An 18,049-nucleotide genomic window follows, 5' to 3' on the forward strand; every position below is an offset into this window, starting at 1 on the left:
GGGGGCGAGGGCGGGTCCGCACATGCGACGTCTGCCTGGTGGGCGGCGACGTCCTCGCCGCCCACCGCGGGCGCCGACGGCTCAGAGGAGTTCGATCAGTCTGTCGGTGAACTCGGCGGTGGTCGCGGTGCCGCCCAGGTCACGGGTGCGGGTGTCGCTCTTGGCCAGAATCGACGCGATCGCGTCCGTGATGTCCTTGGCCGCGGCGGGATGGCCGAGGTGGTCGAGCATCATGGCCGCTGACCAGATCGCGCCCAGCGGGTTGGCGATGCCCTTGCCGGCGATGTCGGGCGCGGAGCCGTGCACCGGCTCGAACATGGACGGAAAGTCCCGCTCGGGGTTGAGGTTGGCCGACGGGGCGATACCGATGGATCCCGCGACCGCGGCGGCGAGGTCGCTGAGGATGTCACCGAAGAGGTTGGAGGCGACGACGACGTCGAAGCGGGCGGGGTCGAGGACGAACTTGGCCGCCAACGCGTCGATGAGCTCCTGGTCCCAGGTGACGCCCGGGTGCCCGGCGGCCCGCTCGGCGATCAGCTCGTCCCAGAACGGCATGGTGTGGATGATGCCGTTGGACTTGGTGGCGGAGGTGAGCCTTCCGCGGCGGCGAGCGGCGAGCGAGAAGGCGTAGTCGGCGATCCGGGTGACCCCGGCCCGCGTGAACACCGCTTCCTGGACGGCCAGTTCCTCGGCAGTGCCCTGGTTCAGCCGTCCGCCGATCGCGCTGTACTCGCCTTCGGCGTTCTCCCGCACGACGACCATGTCGACCGCGCCCGGCCGTGCGCCGCGCACCGGACTGTCGACGCCCTCGAAGACACGGATCGGCCGGAGGTTGACGTACTGGCGGAAGCTGCGCCGGATCGGGATCAGCAACCCCCACAGCGAGACATGGTCCGGCACCCCCGGGTAGCCGACGGCACCCAGCAGGATCGCGTCCTTGTCGCGCAGCTGGTCGAGCCCGTCGGCCGGCATCATGGCGCCCTCGCGCAGGTAGCGCTCGCAGGACCAGTCGTACGAGGTGTAGGACAGGCTGAAGCCGTGGCGGTGGCCGAGGACATCGAGCACTTGCCGTGCCGGGGGCAGGACTTCGGCGCCGATGCCGTCGCCGGGGATCAGGGCAATGCGGTGGTTGGTCGTCATGCCGTCGATTGCAGCAAGGCGATGTGTGGGGCGTCCAAGACGCAAAGCGGATATCCCTGATAAGCGCCGCCTATCAGCCGCCGCGTGCCTGTTGGCTGCCGTGGTGCCTGTCAGGGGCTGTGGTGCCTATCGGCTGCCGCGGTGCCTGTCTGGTGCTGCGGTGCCTATCGGCTGCCGCGATGCCTGTCAGCGGCCACGGTGCCTATCGACTGTCGTGGTGCCTGTCAGCTGCCGCGTGCCTGTCTGCTGTCGTGGTGCCTGTCTGCCGTCGTGGTGCCTATCGGCCGCTGCGGTGCTCATTCGGCTGTTGCAGTGCCTCTCCGGGTCCGGCGGCCGAGGTCGCGGCCGTGACGAACGCGGCGGCTGCGGGCGACAGTGTGCCGCGGCGGGTGACGAGTGCGATGTCCAGGCTGGTCTCCGGCTCGATGTCCAGGACGCGGGCGCCCAGTCGCCGGGCGAGGTCACGCCAGGAATCCATGACCACCGCGAGCCCTACGCCGGCCAGGACCAGGGGCATGAGCGACACCCGGTGCTCCGTCTCGGCGGCGATAGTGAACTCGATGCCCTGTGCCCGCAGCGCGTCGACGTAGGCGCGCATCCCGGTACCCGGCTGTCCGACGATCAGCCGTTGTCCGGCAAGCTCGCGGCAGTCCACCGCGGTCCGACCGGCGAACGGGCCGTCGGCCGGCACCATCAGCACGAAGCGCTGCCGCTCCAGCGCGTACGAGACGACCTCCGTGTCGGAGAACGGCCCGGTGGACGCCAGGAGCCCCAGTTCCACGGCGCCCGTGCGCACCATGTCGACCACATCACGTGCGGTGAACGCCGCCTTGATGGCGACGGAGACCCCGGGGTACCGGTGGCTGAAGGTGCTCACCAGGCTCGTCAGCGGCTCCACCGCCTGCGACGGCACGGATGCCACGTCCAGACGCCCCTCACGGAGCTCGTGCACCGCCGCGACGCTCGCCCGCGCCGTCTGCAAACTCCGCACGGCCTCCCGGGCAGGATGGATCAGTGCCTTGCCGGCCTCCGTCAGCACCACCCTGCGTCCGATGCGATGGAACAGGTCGGAACCGAGATCACGCTCCAGCGCCCGCACCGCCTGCGACAGCGACGGCTGTGACACGTACAGGGCGGAGGCGGCACGGGTGAACCCGCCGCGGTCGACGATCGCCAGGAAGTACTCCAGCTGCCGGACATCCATACTCGCCCTCTGTCCCCATGTGACGGTGGATGAACCGCTCGGGCGCAGCTCCACCGACCGCAGCGACGCCGTGCGGCGTGAGCGACTGCTCGCCCGTGATCGGTGCGGCCGCGGTGGCGTTGCGTTCGTCAGCGCCCTGCCGCTGCGGACGTGCCGGTCTCGACCGCGTTCGCCCAGGCCCGGAGGCCCTCGTCCACCGCCGTCTCGTCGATGACGAGCGCCGGGATCATGCGCACGACCTGGTTCCAGGCGCCGCACAGCAGCAGGAGAAGCCCCTCGTCGACGGCGGCGCGCTGGACGCGGGCTGCCGTCTCCGGGTCGGGGCTGCCGTCCTCGGTGACGAACTCGGTGGCCAGCATGAGGCCGAGGCCGCGCACGTCGCCGATGCCCGGCGTCCGGTCGGCCACCGCTTCCAGGCCGGTGCGCAGCCGCTTGCCCATCGCTTCGGCGTTCTCGACCAGGTTCTCGTCGCGTACGACGTCCAGGGTCGCGCAGGCCGCGGCGCAGGCGACCGCGTTGGCGCCGTACGTTCCGCCCTGCGAGCCGGGCCACGCCTTGGCCATCAGTTCCCCGGAGGCGGCGATGCCGGACAGCGGGAATCCGCTGGCCAGGCCCTTGGCGGTGACGAGGATGTCGGGCGTGACCCCGAAGTGGTCGTGGCCCCAGAAGCGGCCGGTGCGGCCCACCCCGGTCTGCACCTCGTCGAGGATCAGCAGGAAGCCGTGCCGGTCCGCCCGCTCCCGGAGCCCCTCCATGAAGGTGCGGTTGGCGGGCACGTAGCCGCCCTCGCCGAGGACCGGCTCGACGATGATCGCGGCCGTGTCGGCGGGCGAGGAGATCGTCTGGAGCGTGTAGTCGAGCTCCGTCAGGGCGAAGCGGGTCGCGGTCTCCTCGTCCCAGCCGTAGCGGTAGGCCGCCGGGAAGGGGGTCACGACCACGCCGCTCATCAGCGGGGAGAAGCCGGAGCGGAAACGGGTGCCCGACGTCGTCATGGAGGCGGCGGCGACCGTACGGCCGTGGAAGCCGCCGTGGCAGACGATCACGTTCGGGCGGCCGGTGGCCTGACGGGCGAGCCGCAGAGCGGCCTCGACGGCCTCGCTCCCGGAGTTCGTGAAGAACAGGCTGTCGAGGCCTGTCGGCAGCACCTCACCGAGTTTGCCGACCAGGCGACGCAACGGCTCGTGCATGACGGTCGTGTACTGGCCGTGGATCAGCGAGCCGACCTGCTCCTGGGCCGCCGCCACGACCTTGGGGTGGCAGTGGCCGGTGCTGGTGACACCGATGCCGGCGGTGAAGTCCAGGAAGCGGCGGCCGTCCGGGTCGAAGAGGTGGACGCCCTCGCCCCGGGCCGCCACCACGGGAGTGGCCTGGCGAAGGTGCGGCGACAGTGCGGTCATGTTCGGCTCCCGGCCTCGGTGTTCGGTCTGCTACGGCCTCCCGAGCATCCCCGTCGGCAAGGACGGCGCCCACCCGCGATCTGTCCGGCCGGCGCACGGCATCCGGACGTTGTGTCAGGCCATCGACGACGCATTGGGCACCGCCTGGACACCGACTGGGGAGCGCCTGGGGAGCGCCTGGGCACCGCCTGGGCAGCGCCCTTTCCCCGACCGCCCTTGTGCAGGTCAGGGACGCTTGTCACAGTGACCGGACAGTCCCCGGGACCCGGGGCACGTCCCCGCGGGAACCCTGGGAGAGACCGTGAACGACCACCACCCGGCCGGCCAGGGGCCCACCCGTCCGCTCACTGTCGCCGACGTCCTGGCCCTTCCGGTACTGGCCGCCGGAGAACCGACGGTCGTCACCGGTGCGCCGCATCTGGACCGCCCGGTCCGATGGGTGCACATCACCGAGCTGACCGACCCCGCGTCATTCCTCAAGGGCGGCGAGCTCGTCCTGACCACCGGGATGCCGCTGCCGCAGGACGCGGCCGGTGTGCGCCGGTACGTCGACGAACTCGCCGAGGTCGGGGCCGCGGCCCTGGTCATCGAGCTCGTACGCCGCTACCACCGCCCGCCGGACACACTCGTCGAGGCCTGCAGGCGTCGCGGCCTCCCCCTCGTCACCCTGGTCAAGGACGTCAACTTCCTGGAGGTCACGCAGGTCGTGCACTCCCTTCTGCTCGGCAACCAGACGGAGGCGATACGCCGCACCCAGCGCATCCACGAGGCGTTCACCGCCCTGACCCTGCGCGGCGCCGGCCCGGAGGACGTGGTGCGTGCGGCGGCGGACATGAGCGGACACACGGTCGTCCTGGAGAACCTGGTGCACCAGGCCCTGATCTGCGAACCGTCCGGGCTGACCATGGAGGAGGCACTCGCCGACTGGGAACGACGCTCCAGAGCGACCGGCTCGGGCGACACCACGGCCACGCACGGCCCGGAAGGCTGGCTCACCGCCCCGGTCGAGTACCAGGGCGAGCGCTGGGGCCGTGTGGTCATGCTCCCGGCGCGCATCTCGGGAGCAGGCTTCGGACCGGAAGACATCACTCTGCTGGAGAGGGCCGCGATGGCATTGACCGTCGCGCGACTCATCCATCCCACTCCCTGGGAACGCACCGCACACCGCAACGCCCTGCTCGACCTTGCGGAACAGCGCCACCGCTCCGCCGAGGACGCCCGCGCCCGTTGCGCCGCCCTGGGGCTGGCCACGGATCGAGGCCACTTCGTCGCCGTCCTGGTGGACCTGCCTGCGAAGCACGGGGCAATCGAGGCCGAGGCACCGCTGGCGCAGGAGCTGAGCACGGCAGGAGTGGCGGCGCTCGTCGGCGAGTTGGCCGCCGGGCGCCTCGGCATCCTGCTGGCTCTGCGTACCGGGCAGCCCTGGCGACCGTTCGCCGAGCGCCTGGCCAGGACGGTACGGCGGCTGGACCCGGAAGCCGTCGTGAGTGCGGGTGGCGAGGTGGGAGACCTCACCGACAGCGCCCGGTCCTTCCGCGAAGCCGCCCGCGTCGCCGAGGCCACCCCGCCCGGCCAGCCCCTCCCCCAGGACCGCTCGTTCCATGAGCTGTCCGACATCGGTCTGCGCCGTGTGCTGTACGCGCTGCGAGAGGACCCTCGTGTCCAGGAGTACACCGAGCGACAGCTCCGGCGCCTCATCGACCATGACACTCAGCACGGCACCGACCTGCTGACCACCCTGCGCCACTACCTCGAAGCGGCCGGCAACAAGACGACCGCCGCCCGCCGGGGCGGCCTCTCCCGCGAGACCATGTACCAACGCCTGCGCACCATCGAGCGTCTCCTCGACCGTGACCTCGAATCGGGCGACCAGCGCACCGAGCTCCACGTGGCACTCACCGCGCTCGACGTGCTGCGAGCCGGCTGACACGGGCTCCCTTGGCAGCCGCCCACGTCGGTCCGCACGGGGTTCATCCCGCCGTCAAGCGCGACAGCTCCGCGGCCGCCGCAACAGGGTGACCCTCCCTGCCCATGTCCTCCAAGTGCCCGGCCAGCGCTGCCAGCGGGCGGCAGAGGTCGTGGTGGGCCGCTTGATCGCCCTGCGCGAGGGCCAGATGCAGGACGGTGATCGCGGTCTGTGCCCACCCCTCGCCGTGCTCACGCAGCCAGTCCTGCGGATCTTTCAGGAGATGGCGGAAGACGGCGTAGTACAGCAGGTGGCTCTCCAGTGCGAGGCGCCAGGCCACCTCCTGGTCGCCCTCCGCGTGCCGCAGTCCTGTTGCCAGGTGGCCCAGGCGCCGGGCGTACGGCGCGGCCGTGGCCAGGTGCGGCACCCGGCCCGTCACCGACGCGGACTCTCCGGCGGTGAGGGCTCGGTGGAGGGCCTCGACGGGCTCGCCCAGGGCCGCTCCCGCTTGGAGGATCGCCTCGCCGAGAGTCACCGGCACACCGTGGGCCAGGATGCGTTCCTGGCCCGGTACGGCGTCCGGATCGAGCTGGGCGGCCTGGACGAGCAGTGGCGCCGCCTCGTCCGGGCGGCCCGCGGCACGCAGGTGCACGCCGGTGCGAGCCAGCGCGCCCGCGAGGTCGCCCCAGCCCTGCTCGGCGACGCTCAGCGCGAAGCCGTCCACGGCCAGGGCATGGTCCCAGTTGCCCTGGGCCGCTTCGATGCGGGAGGCGACCTCGGCTGCCATGCCGGTGGCGTAGCCGAGGTGCGCACCGGGGTCGCTGCCCACGGTGTCGATCGCGTCCTGGTACCGGCTCAGGGCCTGTCCGGCACAGTAGAGGGCCTGGTCCGGGTCACCGTGCTGTGCCTGGACCACCGCGACCATGCTCAGCACGCGGGAGAAGTCCAGCGAGAGGGGCGGCTCCGCGGCCTGCAACCCGGCTCCCGCGTACGCCTCCACGGCCAGGTCGGCGTCGGTGAGCGCGGAAGCGGCGTGCCCGGCCAGGGAGTGTGCCGTGGCGCGGCGTGCGCGCACATCGCCGATGCGTGCCGCCAGTTGAGGTGACGTGGGTCCGGACCGCTTGTAGCGGAGTTCGCTCTCGTCCAGCGAGGCCACTGCCTCCTCGATCAGCTCCACGCCGATCTGCGAGGACCCCACGGAGTAGAGCAGCGAGGCGAGTTGCTCGTTCAGCCGCTCGTCGTCGGGGTGGGAGGCCAGCTCCGCGCGCAGGACCTCTGCCGCCTGGCCGTGCTGGTCCAGCGACTGCAGAAAGAGCCGACGACGTTCAGCGCCCTCGGCCTGCTGAGCCTGCGAACGGGTCTGCACGCCTTGCCAGTACAGCTCGTACACCCGCGACTGCCAGCCGTCGGCCGACGCAGCCATGCGCACCCCCTCGCCACCTGTGAAGGCGCCCACCCTACTCGAACACCCGCACGTTTAAGGCGCCTTCGGGGCCACGGGACGTCGACCGGATACCGTGTGCCACGAGGCAGGTGGCTTCGTAAGTGAGTTGACGCTGGATGCGGGGCGTCCGCCGTCCGGCAACAACAGCCACCACACGAGCCCGGCCTGCGCAGCCGGACTGGACACGGAAGGGGCGGGCATCCCTTGAGCTGGTCGATGTTCAGCTTCCGCGGGCACTGGGCGCACGCACACAACGTCCAGCAGGAGACGTTCATGGCGCTGGCAGCCATGTACGTCGAAGCCGACCCCACCTACCGCGCGGTGCCGTGGCTGCGCGAATGGCAGGCCTTCTGGCTGCAATCGCTCGGACGGCAGGCCAACGGCCTCAGCCACATCGGCGCCGACGAGTACCTCACCGACGACGGGCGCGTCACCCACTTCCGGGAGTTCCTGCGCGACTACGAGTCGTGGCTCGTCGCCTCGGAAGGCCCGTTGCACACGGCCGCCGGGCTCAGCGCCGAGAAACTCCTCGACTTCACCCGGACCATCGACGCCGTCCTCGCGGGCGACGAGACCCACCCCGACGTCCAGCCCGTCCAGCACTGAGGAACCAGACTCCCTCCAAAGAGCCGGCGATGTCGACTTTCGTCGACGACACCGATACCTCGGACCGACTGTGCTCCCCCTCGCGCTGCCCCAGGGTGGAACCTCCGTCCATCCAGGAGGCAGCATGGCGATCTTCCGAACGCGGGCAAGGACAGGTCTCATCACGCGTACGGCGGGGGTGATCGGGCTCGCGATGGCGGCCGCGGCCTCTCCGGTGGCGGCCTTACCGGCCCCGACGGCGGCTCCCACGCAGCTGTATGTCGCGACCTGGGGCAAGGACTCCTGGCCCGGCACCCTGGAACGGCCCTTCGCCACACCGGCCCGCGCCCAGCAGGCCGTACGTGCTCGGGCTCCGCGGATGACGTCGGACCTGGTCGTGAACCTGCGCGGCGGGACGTACCGCCTGAAGGCACCGTTGCGCCTGTCGGAGGCCGCGGGGGACTCCGGCCGGAACGGCCACCGGGTGATCTACCAGGCGTACGACTACGGGACACCGCGGCAGGAGCGGGTGACGATCAGCGGCGGCCGTCGGATCTCCGGTTGGCGGCCGGACCAGCGGCTCAGGGGCTTCTGGCGCACGGAGGTGGGCAGCCTCGAGACCCGCCAGCTGTACGTCGGAGACCGGCGCGCCACGCGGCTCGCGGGCAAGGGTGCGGGCTTCCCGGGCACGCTGAAGGCGACCAGCACCGGTTACGTCACCACCAGTGCCGTCCCGCGGACCTGGCGGAACCCTGGCGACGTCGAGTTCGTGTACCGAGCCGGCTATCTCGAGGGCCGCTGCGGCGTCGCAGAGGTCTCCGCGAGCGCCCGTCGGACCACCATCAGGATGGACCAGCCCTGCTGGAGCCTGGCCCAACAGCTCTACGGCGGAACGGAGTTGCTCGAAGCGCCGACCAGCGTGGAGAACTCCCCCAGCTTCGCGCACAAGCCCGGAAGCTGGTATCTCGACCGCTCCCGGCCCGGACACCACCAGCTGCTCTACCTCCCGCGGCCCGGGGAGGACATGCACCGGGCCAAGGTGGTCGCCCCGGTCCTGGAGTCCCTGGTCACCGGCACCGGCCGTCCCGGGCACCCCCTCCATGACATCGGCCTCCGCGGCCTGACCTTCGCGTACGCCACCTGGCGTGCCCCCAGCGAGCCCGCCGGGTTCCCCTCGGCGTGGAGCATGTACCTGCGGCCCGGACGGGGCGGGGACGCGAGGACGCTCACGGTGCCCGGCACGGTCGCCTTCCGCACCGCCGAGCGGATCGCCGTCGAGGGCAACCGCTTCACCCACCTCGGCGCCCAGGCACTGGAGCTCTCCGAGAACAGCTCGTACAACGTCGTCGACGGCAACGTCATCACCGACGTCTCCGACGGCGGCATCCTCATGGGAGTGGTTCCGCCCGACGAGAAGGGGACCAACCGCGGCAACAGGATCAGCAACAACTGGATCCACCACATCGGCGTGGAGTACCGCGCGGCCTCCGGCATCTGGGACTCCGCGACCCGGGAGACCACCCTCGCGCACAACCAGGTCAACGACGTGCCCTACTCCGGCATCCTCTCCGGGCCCGCCGACGACCTGCGGGGCATCATGCGCGGCAACCGCATCCTCGACAACCGCGTCTTCGCCACGAACCGGATCCTGGTGGACGGAGGCGGCATCTACCTGCGCGGCGAACAGGGCACCTCCTTCGCCGACGGCGCCGTCATCAGCGGCAACGCGGTCACCGACAGCAGGTACGGCGAGTGGAACGTCGGGATCTACACCGACGACAGCACCAACTGGGTCACGGTGGATCGCAACACGGTGTACGACTACGTCGCGTCCATCGGCGGATGCAGCGAGGAGTGGGGCGACCGCCCGGTGCGGAACGTGCGCTACCGCGGCAACTTCTGGGACGACGCCGTGCCCGAATGGGTCGCCCGACGGGATTTCCCCGGCGCCTGGCCCCCGGCCAACGCTCAGCACCCGGAGGAGGGGTGCGGAGAGCCCCACCACCTCGCCTTCAGCGGCAACACCCTGCTGCCCCCGGGCCACCCCGGCCGGGCCTGTGCCGCGAACGCCGCCTGCGCCGCCGTACTGGAGAACTCCGGACCGCTCCCGTCGTACCGCCAAGGCCTGGGCCTGCACTGACAGGACAGCCGAGTCGTCTGCGCCTCTCGGTCGCGCTTCACCCGTTTCAGGGGAGGCGGGGCTCACTCGGCAGATCCGAAAATGGCAGACGGTAACCGCTCGCCGACGTAAGCGTCCGCCATCGAGGGGCGCGGTGTGGAGGTCGTGGTGCACGCATCGCGCGACGTTTCACAACGGCCATGACGGTCGACGAAGGCATCTCCCGTGTCGCGGTGCCGTCCCCCGAGACCCGGGACCGCGTGCCGACGGACCTGCCGGAACGCGGGGAGCCGCACCGGCAGCCCCGGCCCGGCTCACCCCAGGACGACGACCTGGCCGTTCGCGACATCGTGGCCCGGCTCGCGGCCGCCTGGCCCGCCGTGGCCGAGACGACCGTCGAGGCGCTGGTGGCGTCCACGTTCGAGTCGTTCCGTGAGGCGAAGGTCAGGGCCTACGTGCCCATCCTGGTCGAGCGCCGGGTGCGCGGGGTGCTCGGCGCGCTCTGCCGCGACACGCCGTCCGGCCCCGGGAACGGCCGGTACGAGGGCGAGGAGAGGAAGTGACGGGGCATGTCGGACAAGAGGGCCGCGCGCATCGCGGACTTCATCGAGCCGCTGCGGGTGGAACCGGGGTCGAAGGTCCGGCTGCCCCGTGACTTCGATCCCGGCTACAAGGCCGGTCTGAAGAAGGGGGACGCCGCCGCGCTGCTGCGGTCCGGGGTGGAGCTGCTGGCCGAGTACCAGCAGCGGCTGGCCGCCCAGAACACCTACGGGGTGCTGCTGTGTCTCCAGGCGCTCGACGCCGGCGGCAAGGACGGCACGATCCGCCATGTGATGAGCGGCGTCAACCCGCAGGGCGTGCGCGTCAGCAGCTTCAAGGTGCCCTCCAGCGAGGAGCTGGACCACGACTACCTGTGGCGTTACGCCCAGCGGCTGCCCGCGCGCGGCGAGATCGCCATCTTCAACCGCTCCCACTACGAGGAGGTGCTCGTCGTACGGGTGCATCCCGAGCTCCTCGTCAGGCAGAAACTGCCCGATGCCGCGCGCGGACCGGGCAGGTGGAAGCGGCGGTACCAGGAGATCAACGACTGGGAACGCCATCTCACGGACAGCGGGTTCAAGGTGGTGAAGATCTTCCTGAACCTGTCGAAGGAGGAGCAGCGCGTCCGTTTCCTGAAGCGGATCGATCTGCCGGAGAAGAACTGGAAGTTCTCCGCGGCGGACGTAAGGGAGCGCGGGTACTGGGACGACTACCAGAAGGCGTTCTCCAAGATGCTGTCGGCCACGAGCACGCCGTGGGCGCCGTGGTACGTGGTCCCCGCGGACCGCAAGTGGTTCGGGCGCCTGAGCACGGCGGCGATCCTGGCGCACACCCTGATGGAGATCGACCCCCAGTACCCGCGGCTGCCGGAGGCGGACCGCAAGGAACTGCTCGTCGTCAAAAGGGACTTGGAGCGTGAGGCGCCGGAGGGTCTGCCGGCGGACCCGTACGCGGCCCGGCACCCTGAGGCCCGTCGGGCGAAGACCCGCGGCCGGGGATGAGGTCGGCGCACGCACTCAGAGGTCGGCCCGCGCACTCACCGGTACAGGCACATACGAGTGCAGGCAGGTGCGAGTACAGGCACGGCCGGCCAGGATCGGAGGCAGTCGATGACGGTACAGCCGCAGTCCAGAACCGCACCGTCGCGGCCCGCACAGGACGACTGGTACGCACGCTCCCCCGCGGAGCTCCTGGCGGCCTTCGACGTCGATCCGGGGGTCGGGCTCAGCGCGGCACGGGCCGCCGACCTGCGGGCGAGGAACGGCCCCAACGCCTTGCCCGAGGAGAGCCGTACGCCGGCCTGGATCCGGTTCCTCGGGCAGTACCGCAGCTATATGCAGATCGTCCTGGTGGCCGCGGCGGCCGTCTCCCTGATCATCCAGGAATGGACGACCGGGATTCTCCTCATCGTCCTGACCTTGGTGAACGCGGTCGTGGGGCTGCGCCAGGAGGGCAAGGCGGAGAGCGCGATGAACGCGCTGAAGTCGATGATGAAGACCACGGCACGGGTGCGCAGGGACGGCACGGAGGCCGAGGTCCCCGCGGAGGATCTCGTCGTCGGCGACGTCGTACTGATCGCGGCCGGGGACCAGGTGCCGGCCGACGGACGGATCATCGAGGCCAGCGCGCTCCAGATCGACGAGTCGGCGCTCACCGGCGAGAGTGTCCCGGCGGCGAAGGACTCGGGCACCCTGCCGGGTGGGCGGCGGCCGCCACCCGGTGACCGCACCAACATGGCCTTCATGAACACGCCGGTCACCCATGGCAGCGGCCTGGTCGTCGTCACCGGCACCGGCGCGGACACAGAGCTGGGCAGGATCTCCGGCATGCTCTCGGTGACCGAGAAGGAGGTACCGCCCCTGACCCGGGAGCTGGACCGGCTCACCCTGTGGATCACGGGGGCGGCAGGGCTCACCATGATCGTGATGTTCGCCCTGGGGCGCAGCCGTGACCAGGCCTGGGACGTCCTGTTCGTCAGTGCCGTCTCCCTGGCCATCGCCGCCATCCCGGAGGCCCTGCCGACCGTCACCCAGGCGATCCTCTCCGTCGGAAGCCTCAACCTGGCGCAGCGGAACGCCATCGTGAAGGAGCTGCCGTCGGTCGAGACCCTCGCGTTCACCTCGGCGATCAACTCGGACAAGACCGGCACCCTGACGATGAACCAGATGACGGCCGTCGAAGTGCTCACTCCCACCGACCGGTACACGGTCTCCGGCACGGGCTACACGCTGGAGGGCCGTATCCATCACGCCGCCGGCGCCGCCACCGACATGGAGGACGCGATCCTGCCGTACGTCGTGGCGAGCGACGCCCGGCTGGTCGGTGGCGAGGTGGTCGGCGACCCCACCGAGGGCGCGTTGCTGGTGCTGGCCCACAAGGCGGGGCTGGACACCGACGCCACCGCACAGCAGTTCCCGCGTCTGGCGGTCCTGCCGTTCGCCCCGGACTACAAGCTGATGGCGACCTTCAACTCGGCCGTCGACACCGCGGGCCGTCCGGTCGTCCGGTGTTTCGTCAAAGGCGCGGCACCCGCGGTGATGGCACGGACCACAGGCGCGCTGGCGGACGGTCGGACCGTCCCGTGGGACGCCGAGTTGCAGGAGCGTGCCCGGGCGGCGACCGAGCGGATGGGCGGCGAGGGCAACCGGGTGATGGCCGCGGCCACCCGCGATCTCGCCCCGGCCGACTTCGACCCCGAAGGCGACCTGCTGGGGTACGTCACCGGGCTGCAACTGACCAGTCTCGTGGCGATGGTCGACCCACCGCGCCCGGAGTCCACGGCCGCCGTGGCCGACGCGCAGGCGGCGCACATCCGGGTGCGCCTGATCACCGGCGACGACGTCACCACAGGCGCGGCCATCGCACGCCAGATCGGCATCCCCGGCGAGGCCGTCCTGGGCGCCGACTTCGCCGCGTTCACCGAAGAAGAACAGTTGGACCGCATCGACCGCATCGGAGTGGTGGGACGGGTCGCTCCGGAGCACAAGGTGCTGCTCGCCAACACCCTCAAGAAGAAGGGCGAGGTCGTGGCGATGACCGGGGACGGCGTCAACGACGCACCCGCCATCAAGGCCGCCGACATCGGCATCGCGATGGGCAGTGGCACCGACGTGGCGAAGAACGCCGGACGCATGATCCTCTCCGACGACAACTTCTCCACCCTGGTCTACGCCGTCGAACAGGGCCGTGCGATCTACGACAACCTCACCAAGTACATCCGCTTCGTCCTGCTCCTGCTGGTCACGTTCGTGCTGACGTTCCTCGGGGCGACCATCTTCAACATCGCGGCCGGCGAACCCTTCACACCGCCGCAGGTGCTGTGGATCCACTTCGTGGTGAACGCCTCCTTCGGCTTCGCGCTCGGTTTCGACCAGGAGAGTCCCGGGCTCATGAGCCGCAGGCCACGCCCGCGCGGGGAGTCGGTGCTCACCCGCCCCGTCCTGGTCACGGTCGGGCTCGCCGGACTGGCGATCACCCTCGCCCTGCTGGGGCTGATCAAGCTCGGTCAGGCACACTACGACAGCGCCGCGACCGGCCAGTCGATCGCCTTCACCGCTTTCTCCCTCTGTCTGGTCGTGGCGGCCTTCGAGTGCCGCAGCGAGACGGGGTCCGTGCTGACGGCCGCCACCTTCGACAGCAAGCAGATGAACTGGGTGGCGCTGACCCAGCTGGTGCTGTCCGTTCTGGTCACGCAGATGGACGGCTTCCGGCGCCTGCTGGGAACGACCGAGATCGACGCACGGCAGTTCGGCTGGGCCCTCCTGGCGGCCCTCGCCCTGCTGGTGGCATGGGAACTCGGCAAACTACTGGCCCGCCGCTCACGCGCACGACTCCGCTCCCCCGCACCGGCAGGGAATGAACCCCGACCTTGATTGTTGAAAGCGCTATGAAGAAGATCGGGTTCCTGTCCTTCGGTCACTGGACGCCGTCGCCGCACTCGCAGACGCGCTCGGCAGCGGATTCCCTGCTCCAGGCGATCGACCTCGCGGTCGCCGCGGAGGAGCTGGGCGCCGACGGCGCGTACTTCCGCGTCCATCACTTCGCGCGGCAGCACGCCTCGCCGTTCCCGCTGCTCGCCGCGATCGGCGCACGGACCAGCCGGATCGAGATCGGCACCGGCGTGATCGACATGCGCTACGAGAACCCGCTGTACATGGCCGAGGACGCCGGTGCGGCGGACCTGATCTCCGGTGGCCGACTTCAGCTCGGCATCAGCAGGGGATCCCCGGAGCAGGTCATCGACGGCTGGCGCCACTTCGGGCATGTGCCGGCCGAAGGCACCACCGACGCCGACATGGCACGCGCCCACACCGAGCGGCTCCTCGACGTGCTCACGGGCGAGGGCTTCGCGGAGCCCAACCCCAACCCGATGTTCTCCAACCCGCCGGGGCTGCTGCGCGTCGAACCGTACTCCGAAGGCCTCAGGGACCGTATCTGGTGGGGATCGAGCTCGAACGCGACCGCGGTGTGGGCGGCCACGCTCGGGATGAACCTCCAGAGCTCCACCCTCAAGGACGACGAGAGCGGCGAACCGCTGCACGTCCAGCAGCGCAAGCAGATCGAGGCCTACCGTGAGGCCTGGCGGGAGGCGGGGCACACGCGTGAGCCGCGGGTGTCGGTGAGCCGCAGCATCTTCGCGCTGGTCGACGACCGTGACCGCGCGTACTTCGGCCGCGAGGCCAACTCCAAGGACCAGATCGGCTACATCGACGCCAACACCCGCGCGATCTTCGGCCGTTCCTACGCAGCGGAGCCCGACGTCCTGGTCAAGCAGCTCGCCGAGGACGAGGCGGTCGCCGCCGCCGACACGCTCCTGCTGACGGTGCCGAACCAGCTCGGAGTCGGCTACAACGCCCACGTGATCGAGAGCATTCTGACGCATGTGGCTCCGGCGTTGGGGTGGCGGTGAGTGCGGTGGGGTTTGTGCGGGGGGTGGGGTGAGCGGGGGGTGGGGTGAGCGGGGGGTGAGGTGAGCCAGTCCCGGGCGGAGGGCCTGATCCCGTCGAGCCGGTGGGGCCGACGGCTCGTGATGTCGGCGGTATGCCGCCTGTATGAGGTACGCGCAGGGTGGTGGGCTCACGGAGCGGGGACGGGAACGTGATCATCGCCCTGTTCTGTTCGTCGGTGAAGCAGGGTTGGGGTGATCTCAGGGGCGTGCTGGGGACATCCCCGATGCGGCGAGCCGCGAGATCGGGTGGACTGGCACTCGTCCACGCCTCTCGACCGGAAAGCACAGCATGAAGACGACAGTCGAATGGATCCGAGCCGACGAGCGACTCCCCTACGACGGTGCCGGCATCCTCGCAGCGGTGACGGGTCGCTATCCGGGCGAGCAGGAGGACGACCCCGACTCGCTCTCCGGTCAGGAGTTCTGGCTGGTACTCCCCATGTACTTCCGTCGCATCCATCCGGTGGAGGAAACCGGAGAGATCATCGAGAACTGCTTCTACGACTCCGACGGCGTGGTCCGCTTCCCCATCGGCGGGCCGACCTGCGAGGAAATAGTCACGCACTGGGCCGAAATGCCGAGCCTTCCCGGCATGGACGTACAGCGCATCTACGGCAAGGACGTGGGCCCCGCGCTGCGTGCCCTGCCCCACCATCACTGACCATGAGTGCGTGACATCGTCATGGTGGTTTGCGTGCGTAGTCCGGTGCCGGTGAGGCAGCCGTCGAAGGCGTCGTGTCGGTACTGGAGTTGGTGAAGGCCACGCCGGCTGGCGGTGATCAGGTCGTCGGGGTCGGCGAAGGCCCCGTTCGCCTGGCTGGCGCGCCGCAAGCACGGACCACAGGCATTCCACCGGGTTGAGGTGGGGTGCGCAGGGCGGCAGTTGAACGACGGTGAGCCACTCACGGTCGGCGGTGCAGTGGCGCATTCCGGCGGTGAGGTGGGTGTTCAAATGGTCCCACCAGCACGATGGGGCCGCCGAGCTGATGATGAGCGGTCTGGATGAGGTCGCGATAGTCGGTCCAGGGGAAGCTCTTGCGCCCGTCCGGTCGGGCATCGGAGCAGGGGCGGTAGATCAGCCAGGAGGGCTGTCCGGACTTGTAGCAGGGCAGGGCGGCCACCAAGATACGGCGGCGGGAGCACCCCCTGACCCGGACGCCGGGAGCATGGCCGCGGCGCTGACCAGGTGCGGGTAGTGGGCGGCCTCATCGAGAATCCGGCTTGCCTTCGCGGACGAGCCAGGCGTCGAGCGCCGCCACGGTCCTTCCACGTCAGGCCAGGTCTCCTTCACCCAGCCGGCCACCGCCGCCTCGTCCCGCTCGATGGCCCGGCGGGCGGAGACCTGGTAGCTCCAGCCGAGCCGCTTCAGCAAAGCCGCGACGCCCTGGACGGTATAGCTCTTGTGGAGACGACGCCCGATCAACGTCTTGATCCGCTATAGGGTCCGCGTCTGGCCCAGCCAGCCGTGCGCCACGGGGCCCTTGAGCAGCTCACGCTCAAGTACGACGAAGAGATCGTCGCTCAGCACGGGCAAGGACGCCGACCCTGTCGTAGCCAGGGCTCTCGGCCCGCCCTGGGACCAGGCGCTATGCCGCCGTTGCACCGAGCGGACACCAGAGCTGTTCAGAACCGTCCTTCGATCAAGCACCCAGGAACGTTGAGCATCCGCGCGGTTGCCTTTGAGTACGGGTACTCAGGAGGCGGTGGCTGTCCGGCGACGAGAGTGGAGGCACACCGGACAACGAGAGGGAGCACGCCGTGACCACGCCTCGCAGCGAAAGCCTGACCAACTCCAGCCTGCGGCCTCAAATGGCCCGCATCGGCACCGCGTTGGCAGGCGCGGCAGCATTGCTCTCGCTCACGGGCTGCGCGGGCTGGGAGTACAAGGAGAACATCTGCAGCAGCGGCGAGTACCCCGTGCTGTCCGTGGGCGGGACCGGCTCCGCGTGCGTGCCGGACGGGGAGAAGCCCGACGCCGGGTACGCGAGATACCCCGAGGGCAAGGTGCCGCAGGAAGTGGGCGACAAGTGGGACGTGTACTGGGAGACCCACACACTCGACGAGAAGGGCAAGATCATCGACGTCTCGCCTCCGCGCTGACCCCGGCCACCAGCGGCTCCGACCGCGGAGCGCTCAGCGGCGAGTCGACAGCACTCAACGACAACGTGGACGACATCCGGCCAACTCGGCCCGAAGACGGGCTTGTTGGGTGATCGCCCTCCAGGGGATGCTTCTACAGCACTGTAGTTGCCGTGCGCCGCCGGTTCGCCGTATCGGCCGATGGCCCCACCGGAAGGGCGGACCTGATGTTCGGTTTGAGTGAACTGGCCTTGATCCTGCTCGTCGTCGTTGTGGTCGTAGGGATCAAGAAACTGCCCGAGCTGACACGGTCGGCGGGCAAGGCCGCACGGATCTTCAAGAGCGAGGCGAAGGCACTCAAGGAGCAGGACCGCCCCTGAGGTCCCGGCCGGACGCCCGCCCGCCCGCGCGTCAGCCCGCTCCGGCCGGAGAGGGTACGCGAGGCTGGGTGCGGCCACCGGAGGTCAGCGCCCGGCGGAGCGTGCGGATGCGCTGCGAGATAAAGGTAGGAAGGGAGTTCGGCGCCGCTCAGCCCCTGCCATGAAGAGGTCGACAACCCTCCAGCCAGACCCAGAAGCCATTTTCGGCCGTTCCCGCCCCACCCCCGCGGACCTCACCCCTCCGCGCTTACTGGACGCCTAAACTTCTACGCACCTGTAGAAGGTCCGCACAGGAAGGGCCTCATAG

Annotated in this window: 15 protein-coding genes; 10 read left to right on the forward strand and 5 right to left on the reverse strand. The window is 70.2% G+C overall.

Annotation, left to right across the window (positions count from 1 at the left end; translation table 11 throughout):
- Positions 1-81 precede the first annotated feature (81 nt).
- From AQJ54_RS19865 to AQJ54_RS19875, 3 genes are all read right to left on the reverse strand, one after another.
- Positions 82-1,140, reverse strand: coding sequence for a tartrate dehydrogenase (locus tag AQJ54_RS19865; RefSeq protein WP_062239162.1), 1,059 nt, complete (start codon positions 1,138-1,140; stop codon positions 82-84).
- A 277-nt stretch (positions 1,141-1,417) separates the two neighbouring features.
- Positions 1,418-2,344, reverse strand: coding sequence for a LysR family transcriptional regulator (locus AQJ54_RS19870; RefSeq protein WP_062239165.1), 927 nt, complete (start codon positions 2,342-2,344; stop codon positions 1,418-1,420).
- 128 nt (positions 2,345-2,472) lie between these two features.
- Positions 2,473-3,741 carry an aspartate aminotransferase family protein gene (locus AQJ54_RS19875; protein ID WP_062239168.1) on the reverse strand — a complete coding sequence of 423 codons (1,269 nt, stop codon included), beginning with the start codon at positions 3,739-3,741 and terminating at the stop codon, positions 2,473-2,475.
- 301 nt (positions 3,742-4,042) lie between these two features.
- Here AQJ54_RS19875 and AQJ54_RS19880 point away from each other — a divergent pair, with 301 nt between their 5' ends.
- Complete coding sequence (locus AQJ54_RS19880; protein WP_062239171.1) at positions 4,043-5,668, forward strand: PucR family transcriptional regulator; 1,626 nt, start codon at positions 4,043-4,045, stop codon at positions 5,666-5,668.
- A gap of 43 nt (positions 5,669-5,711) precedes the next feature.
- Here AQJ54_RS19880 and AQJ54_RS19885 read toward each other — a convergent pair whose 3' ends face one another.
- On the reverse strand, positions 5,712-7,070 hold the full coding sequence (locus AQJ54_RS19885; protein WP_062239173.1) for a tetratricopeptide repeat protein: 1,359 nt from the start codon (positions 7,068-7,070) through the stop codon (positions 5,712-5,714).
- 225 nt (positions 7,071-7,295) lie between these two features.
- On the opposite strand from AQJ54_RS19885, the gene AQJ54_RS19890 reads away from it, so the two are divergent.
- From AQJ54_RS19890 to AQJ54_RS19920, 7 genes are all read left to right on the forward strand, one after another.
- Positions 7,296-7,697 carry a hypothetical protein gene (locus AQJ54_RS19890; RefSeq protein ID WP_159055535.1) on the forward strand — a complete coding sequence of 134 codons (402 nt, stop codon included), beginning with the start codon at positions 7,296-7,298 and terminating at the stop codon, positions 7,695-7,697.
- A 124-nt stretch (positions 7,698-7,821) separates the two neighbouring features.
- Positions 7,822-9,816 carry a right-handed parallel beta-helix repeat-containing protein gene (locus AQJ54_RS19895; RefSeq protein ID WP_248845394.1) on the forward strand — a complete coding sequence of 665 codons (1,995 nt, stop codon included), beginning with the start codon at positions 7,822-7,824 and terminating at the stop codon, positions 9,814-9,816.
- A 179-nt stretch (positions 9,817-9,995) separates the two neighbouring features.
- Entirely contained in the window at positions 9,996-10,358 is a 363-nt protein-coding gene (locus AQJ54_RS19900; protein WP_062239177.1) for a three-helix bundle dimerization domain-containing protein, read from the forward strand.
- 6 nt (positions 10,359-10,364) lie between these two features.
- The gene (locus AQJ54_RS19905) at positions 10,365-11,336 is read left to right on the forward strand and encodes a polyphosphate kinase 2 family protein (protein WP_062239180.1); all 972 of its coding nucleotides are present in this window, start codon (positions 10,365-10,367) and stop codon (positions 11,334-11,336) included.
- A gap of 108 nt (positions 11,337-11,444) precedes the next feature.
- The gene (locus tag AQJ54_RS19910; RefSeq protein WP_062239183.1) at positions 11,445-14,207 is read left to right on the forward strand and encodes a cation-translocating P-type ATPase; all 2,763 of its coding nucleotides are present in this window, start codon (positions 11,445-11,447) and stop codon (positions 14,205-14,207) included.
- Positions 14,208-14,221: 14 nt separating this feature from the next.
- Positions 14,222-15,244: an LLM class flavin-dependent oxidoreductase gene (locus tag AQJ54_RS19915; protein WP_062239185.1), complete on the forward strand. Its 1,023-nt coding sequence runs from the start codon at positions 14,222-14,224 to the stop codon at positions 15,242-15,244.
- A 328-nt stretch (positions 15,245-15,572) separates the two neighbouring features.
- The gene (locus AQJ54_RS19920) at positions 15,573-15,944 is read left to right on the forward strand and encodes an AQJ64_40280 family protein (protein WP_062239188.1); all 372 of its coding nucleotides are present in this window, start codon (positions 15,573-15,575) and stop codon (positions 15,942-15,944) included.
- A 414-nt stretch (positions 15,945-16,358) separates the two neighbouring features.
- Here AQJ54_RS19920 and AQJ54_RS47790 read toward each other — a convergent pair whose 3' ends face one another.
- Positions 16,359-16,706 carry a helix-turn-helix domain-containing protein gene (locus AQJ54_RS47790; protein WP_428843798.1) on the reverse strand — a complete coding sequence of 116 codons (348 nt, stop codon included), beginning with the start codon at positions 16,704-16,706 and terminating at the stop codon, positions 16,359-16,361.
- A gap of 386 nt (positions 16,707-17,092) precedes the next feature.
- Between AQJ54_RS47790 and AQJ54_RS19935 the strand changes: the two genes are divergently transcribed.
- Positions 17,093-17,383, forward strand: a complete 291-nt coding sequence (locus AQJ54_RS19935) for an SCO0607 family lipoprotein (protein ID WP_062239191.1) — start codon at positions 17,093-17,095, stop codon at positions 17,381-17,383.
- Positions 17,384-17,535: 152 nt separating this feature from the next.
- A complete protein-coding gene (locus AQJ54_RS19940) occupies positions 17,536-17,742 on the forward strand; it encodes a twin-arginine translocase TatA/TatE family subunit (protein WP_248845395.1) in 207 nt (68 codons plus the stop codon).
- Positions 17,743-18,049 lie beyond the last annotated feature (307 nt).

Source organism: Streptomyces griseorubiginosus (assembly GCF_001514195.1).
Lineage (GTDB): Bacteria > Actinomycetota > Actinomycetes > Streptomycetales > Streptomycetaceae > Streptomyces > Streptomyces griseorubiginosus.

Excerpts from the sequence above, each read along its gene's own strand:
- AQJ54_RS19900 (WP_062239177.1), top strand. The coding sequence starts at position 9,996 with ATGACGGTCGACGAAGGCATCTCCCGTGTCGCGGTGCCGTCCCCCGAG.
- AQJ54_RS19910 (WP_062239183.1), top strand. The coding sequence starts at position 11,445 with ATGACGGTACAGCCGCAGTCCAGAACCGCACCGTCGCGGCCCGCACAG.
- AQJ54_RS19920 (WP_062239188.1), top strand. The coding sequence starts at position 15,573 with ATGAAGACGACAGTCGAATGGATCCGAGCCGACGAGCGACTCCCCTAC.
- AQJ54_RS19865 (WP_062239162.1), bottom strand. The coding sequence starts at position 1,140 with ATGACGACCAACCACCGCATTGCCCTGATCCCCGGCGACGGCATCGGC.
- AQJ54_RS19875 (WP_062239168.1), bottom strand. The coding sequence starts at position 3,741 with ATGACCGCACTGTCGCCGCACCTTCGCCAGGCCACTCCCGTGGTGGCG.
- AQJ54_RS19935 (WP_062239191.1), top strand. The coding sequence starts at position 17,093 with ATGGCCCGCATCGGCACCGCGTTGGCAGGCGCGGCAGCATTGCTCTCG.
- AQJ54_RS19905 (WP_062239180.1), top strand. The coding sequence starts at position 10,365 with ATGTCGGACAAGAGGGCCGCGCGCATCGCGGACTTCATCGAGCCGCTG.
- AQJ54_RS19870 (WP_062239165.1), bottom strand. The coding sequence starts at position 2,344 with ATGGATGTCCGGCAGCTGGAGTACTTCCTGGCGATCGTCGACCGCGGC.
- AQJ54_RS19885 (WP_062239173.1), bottom strand. The coding sequence starts at position 7,070 with ATGGCTGCGTCGGCCGACGGCTGGCAGTCGCGGGTGTACGAGCTGTAC.
- AQJ54_RS19895 (WP_248845394.1), top strand. The coding sequence starts at position 7,822 with ATGGCGATCTTCCGAACGCGGGCAAGGACAGGTCTCATCACGCGTACG.
- AQJ54_RS19915 (WP_062239185.1), top strand. The coding sequence starts at position 14,222 with ATGAAGAAGATCGGGTTCCTGTCCTTCGGTCACTGGACGCCGTCGCCG.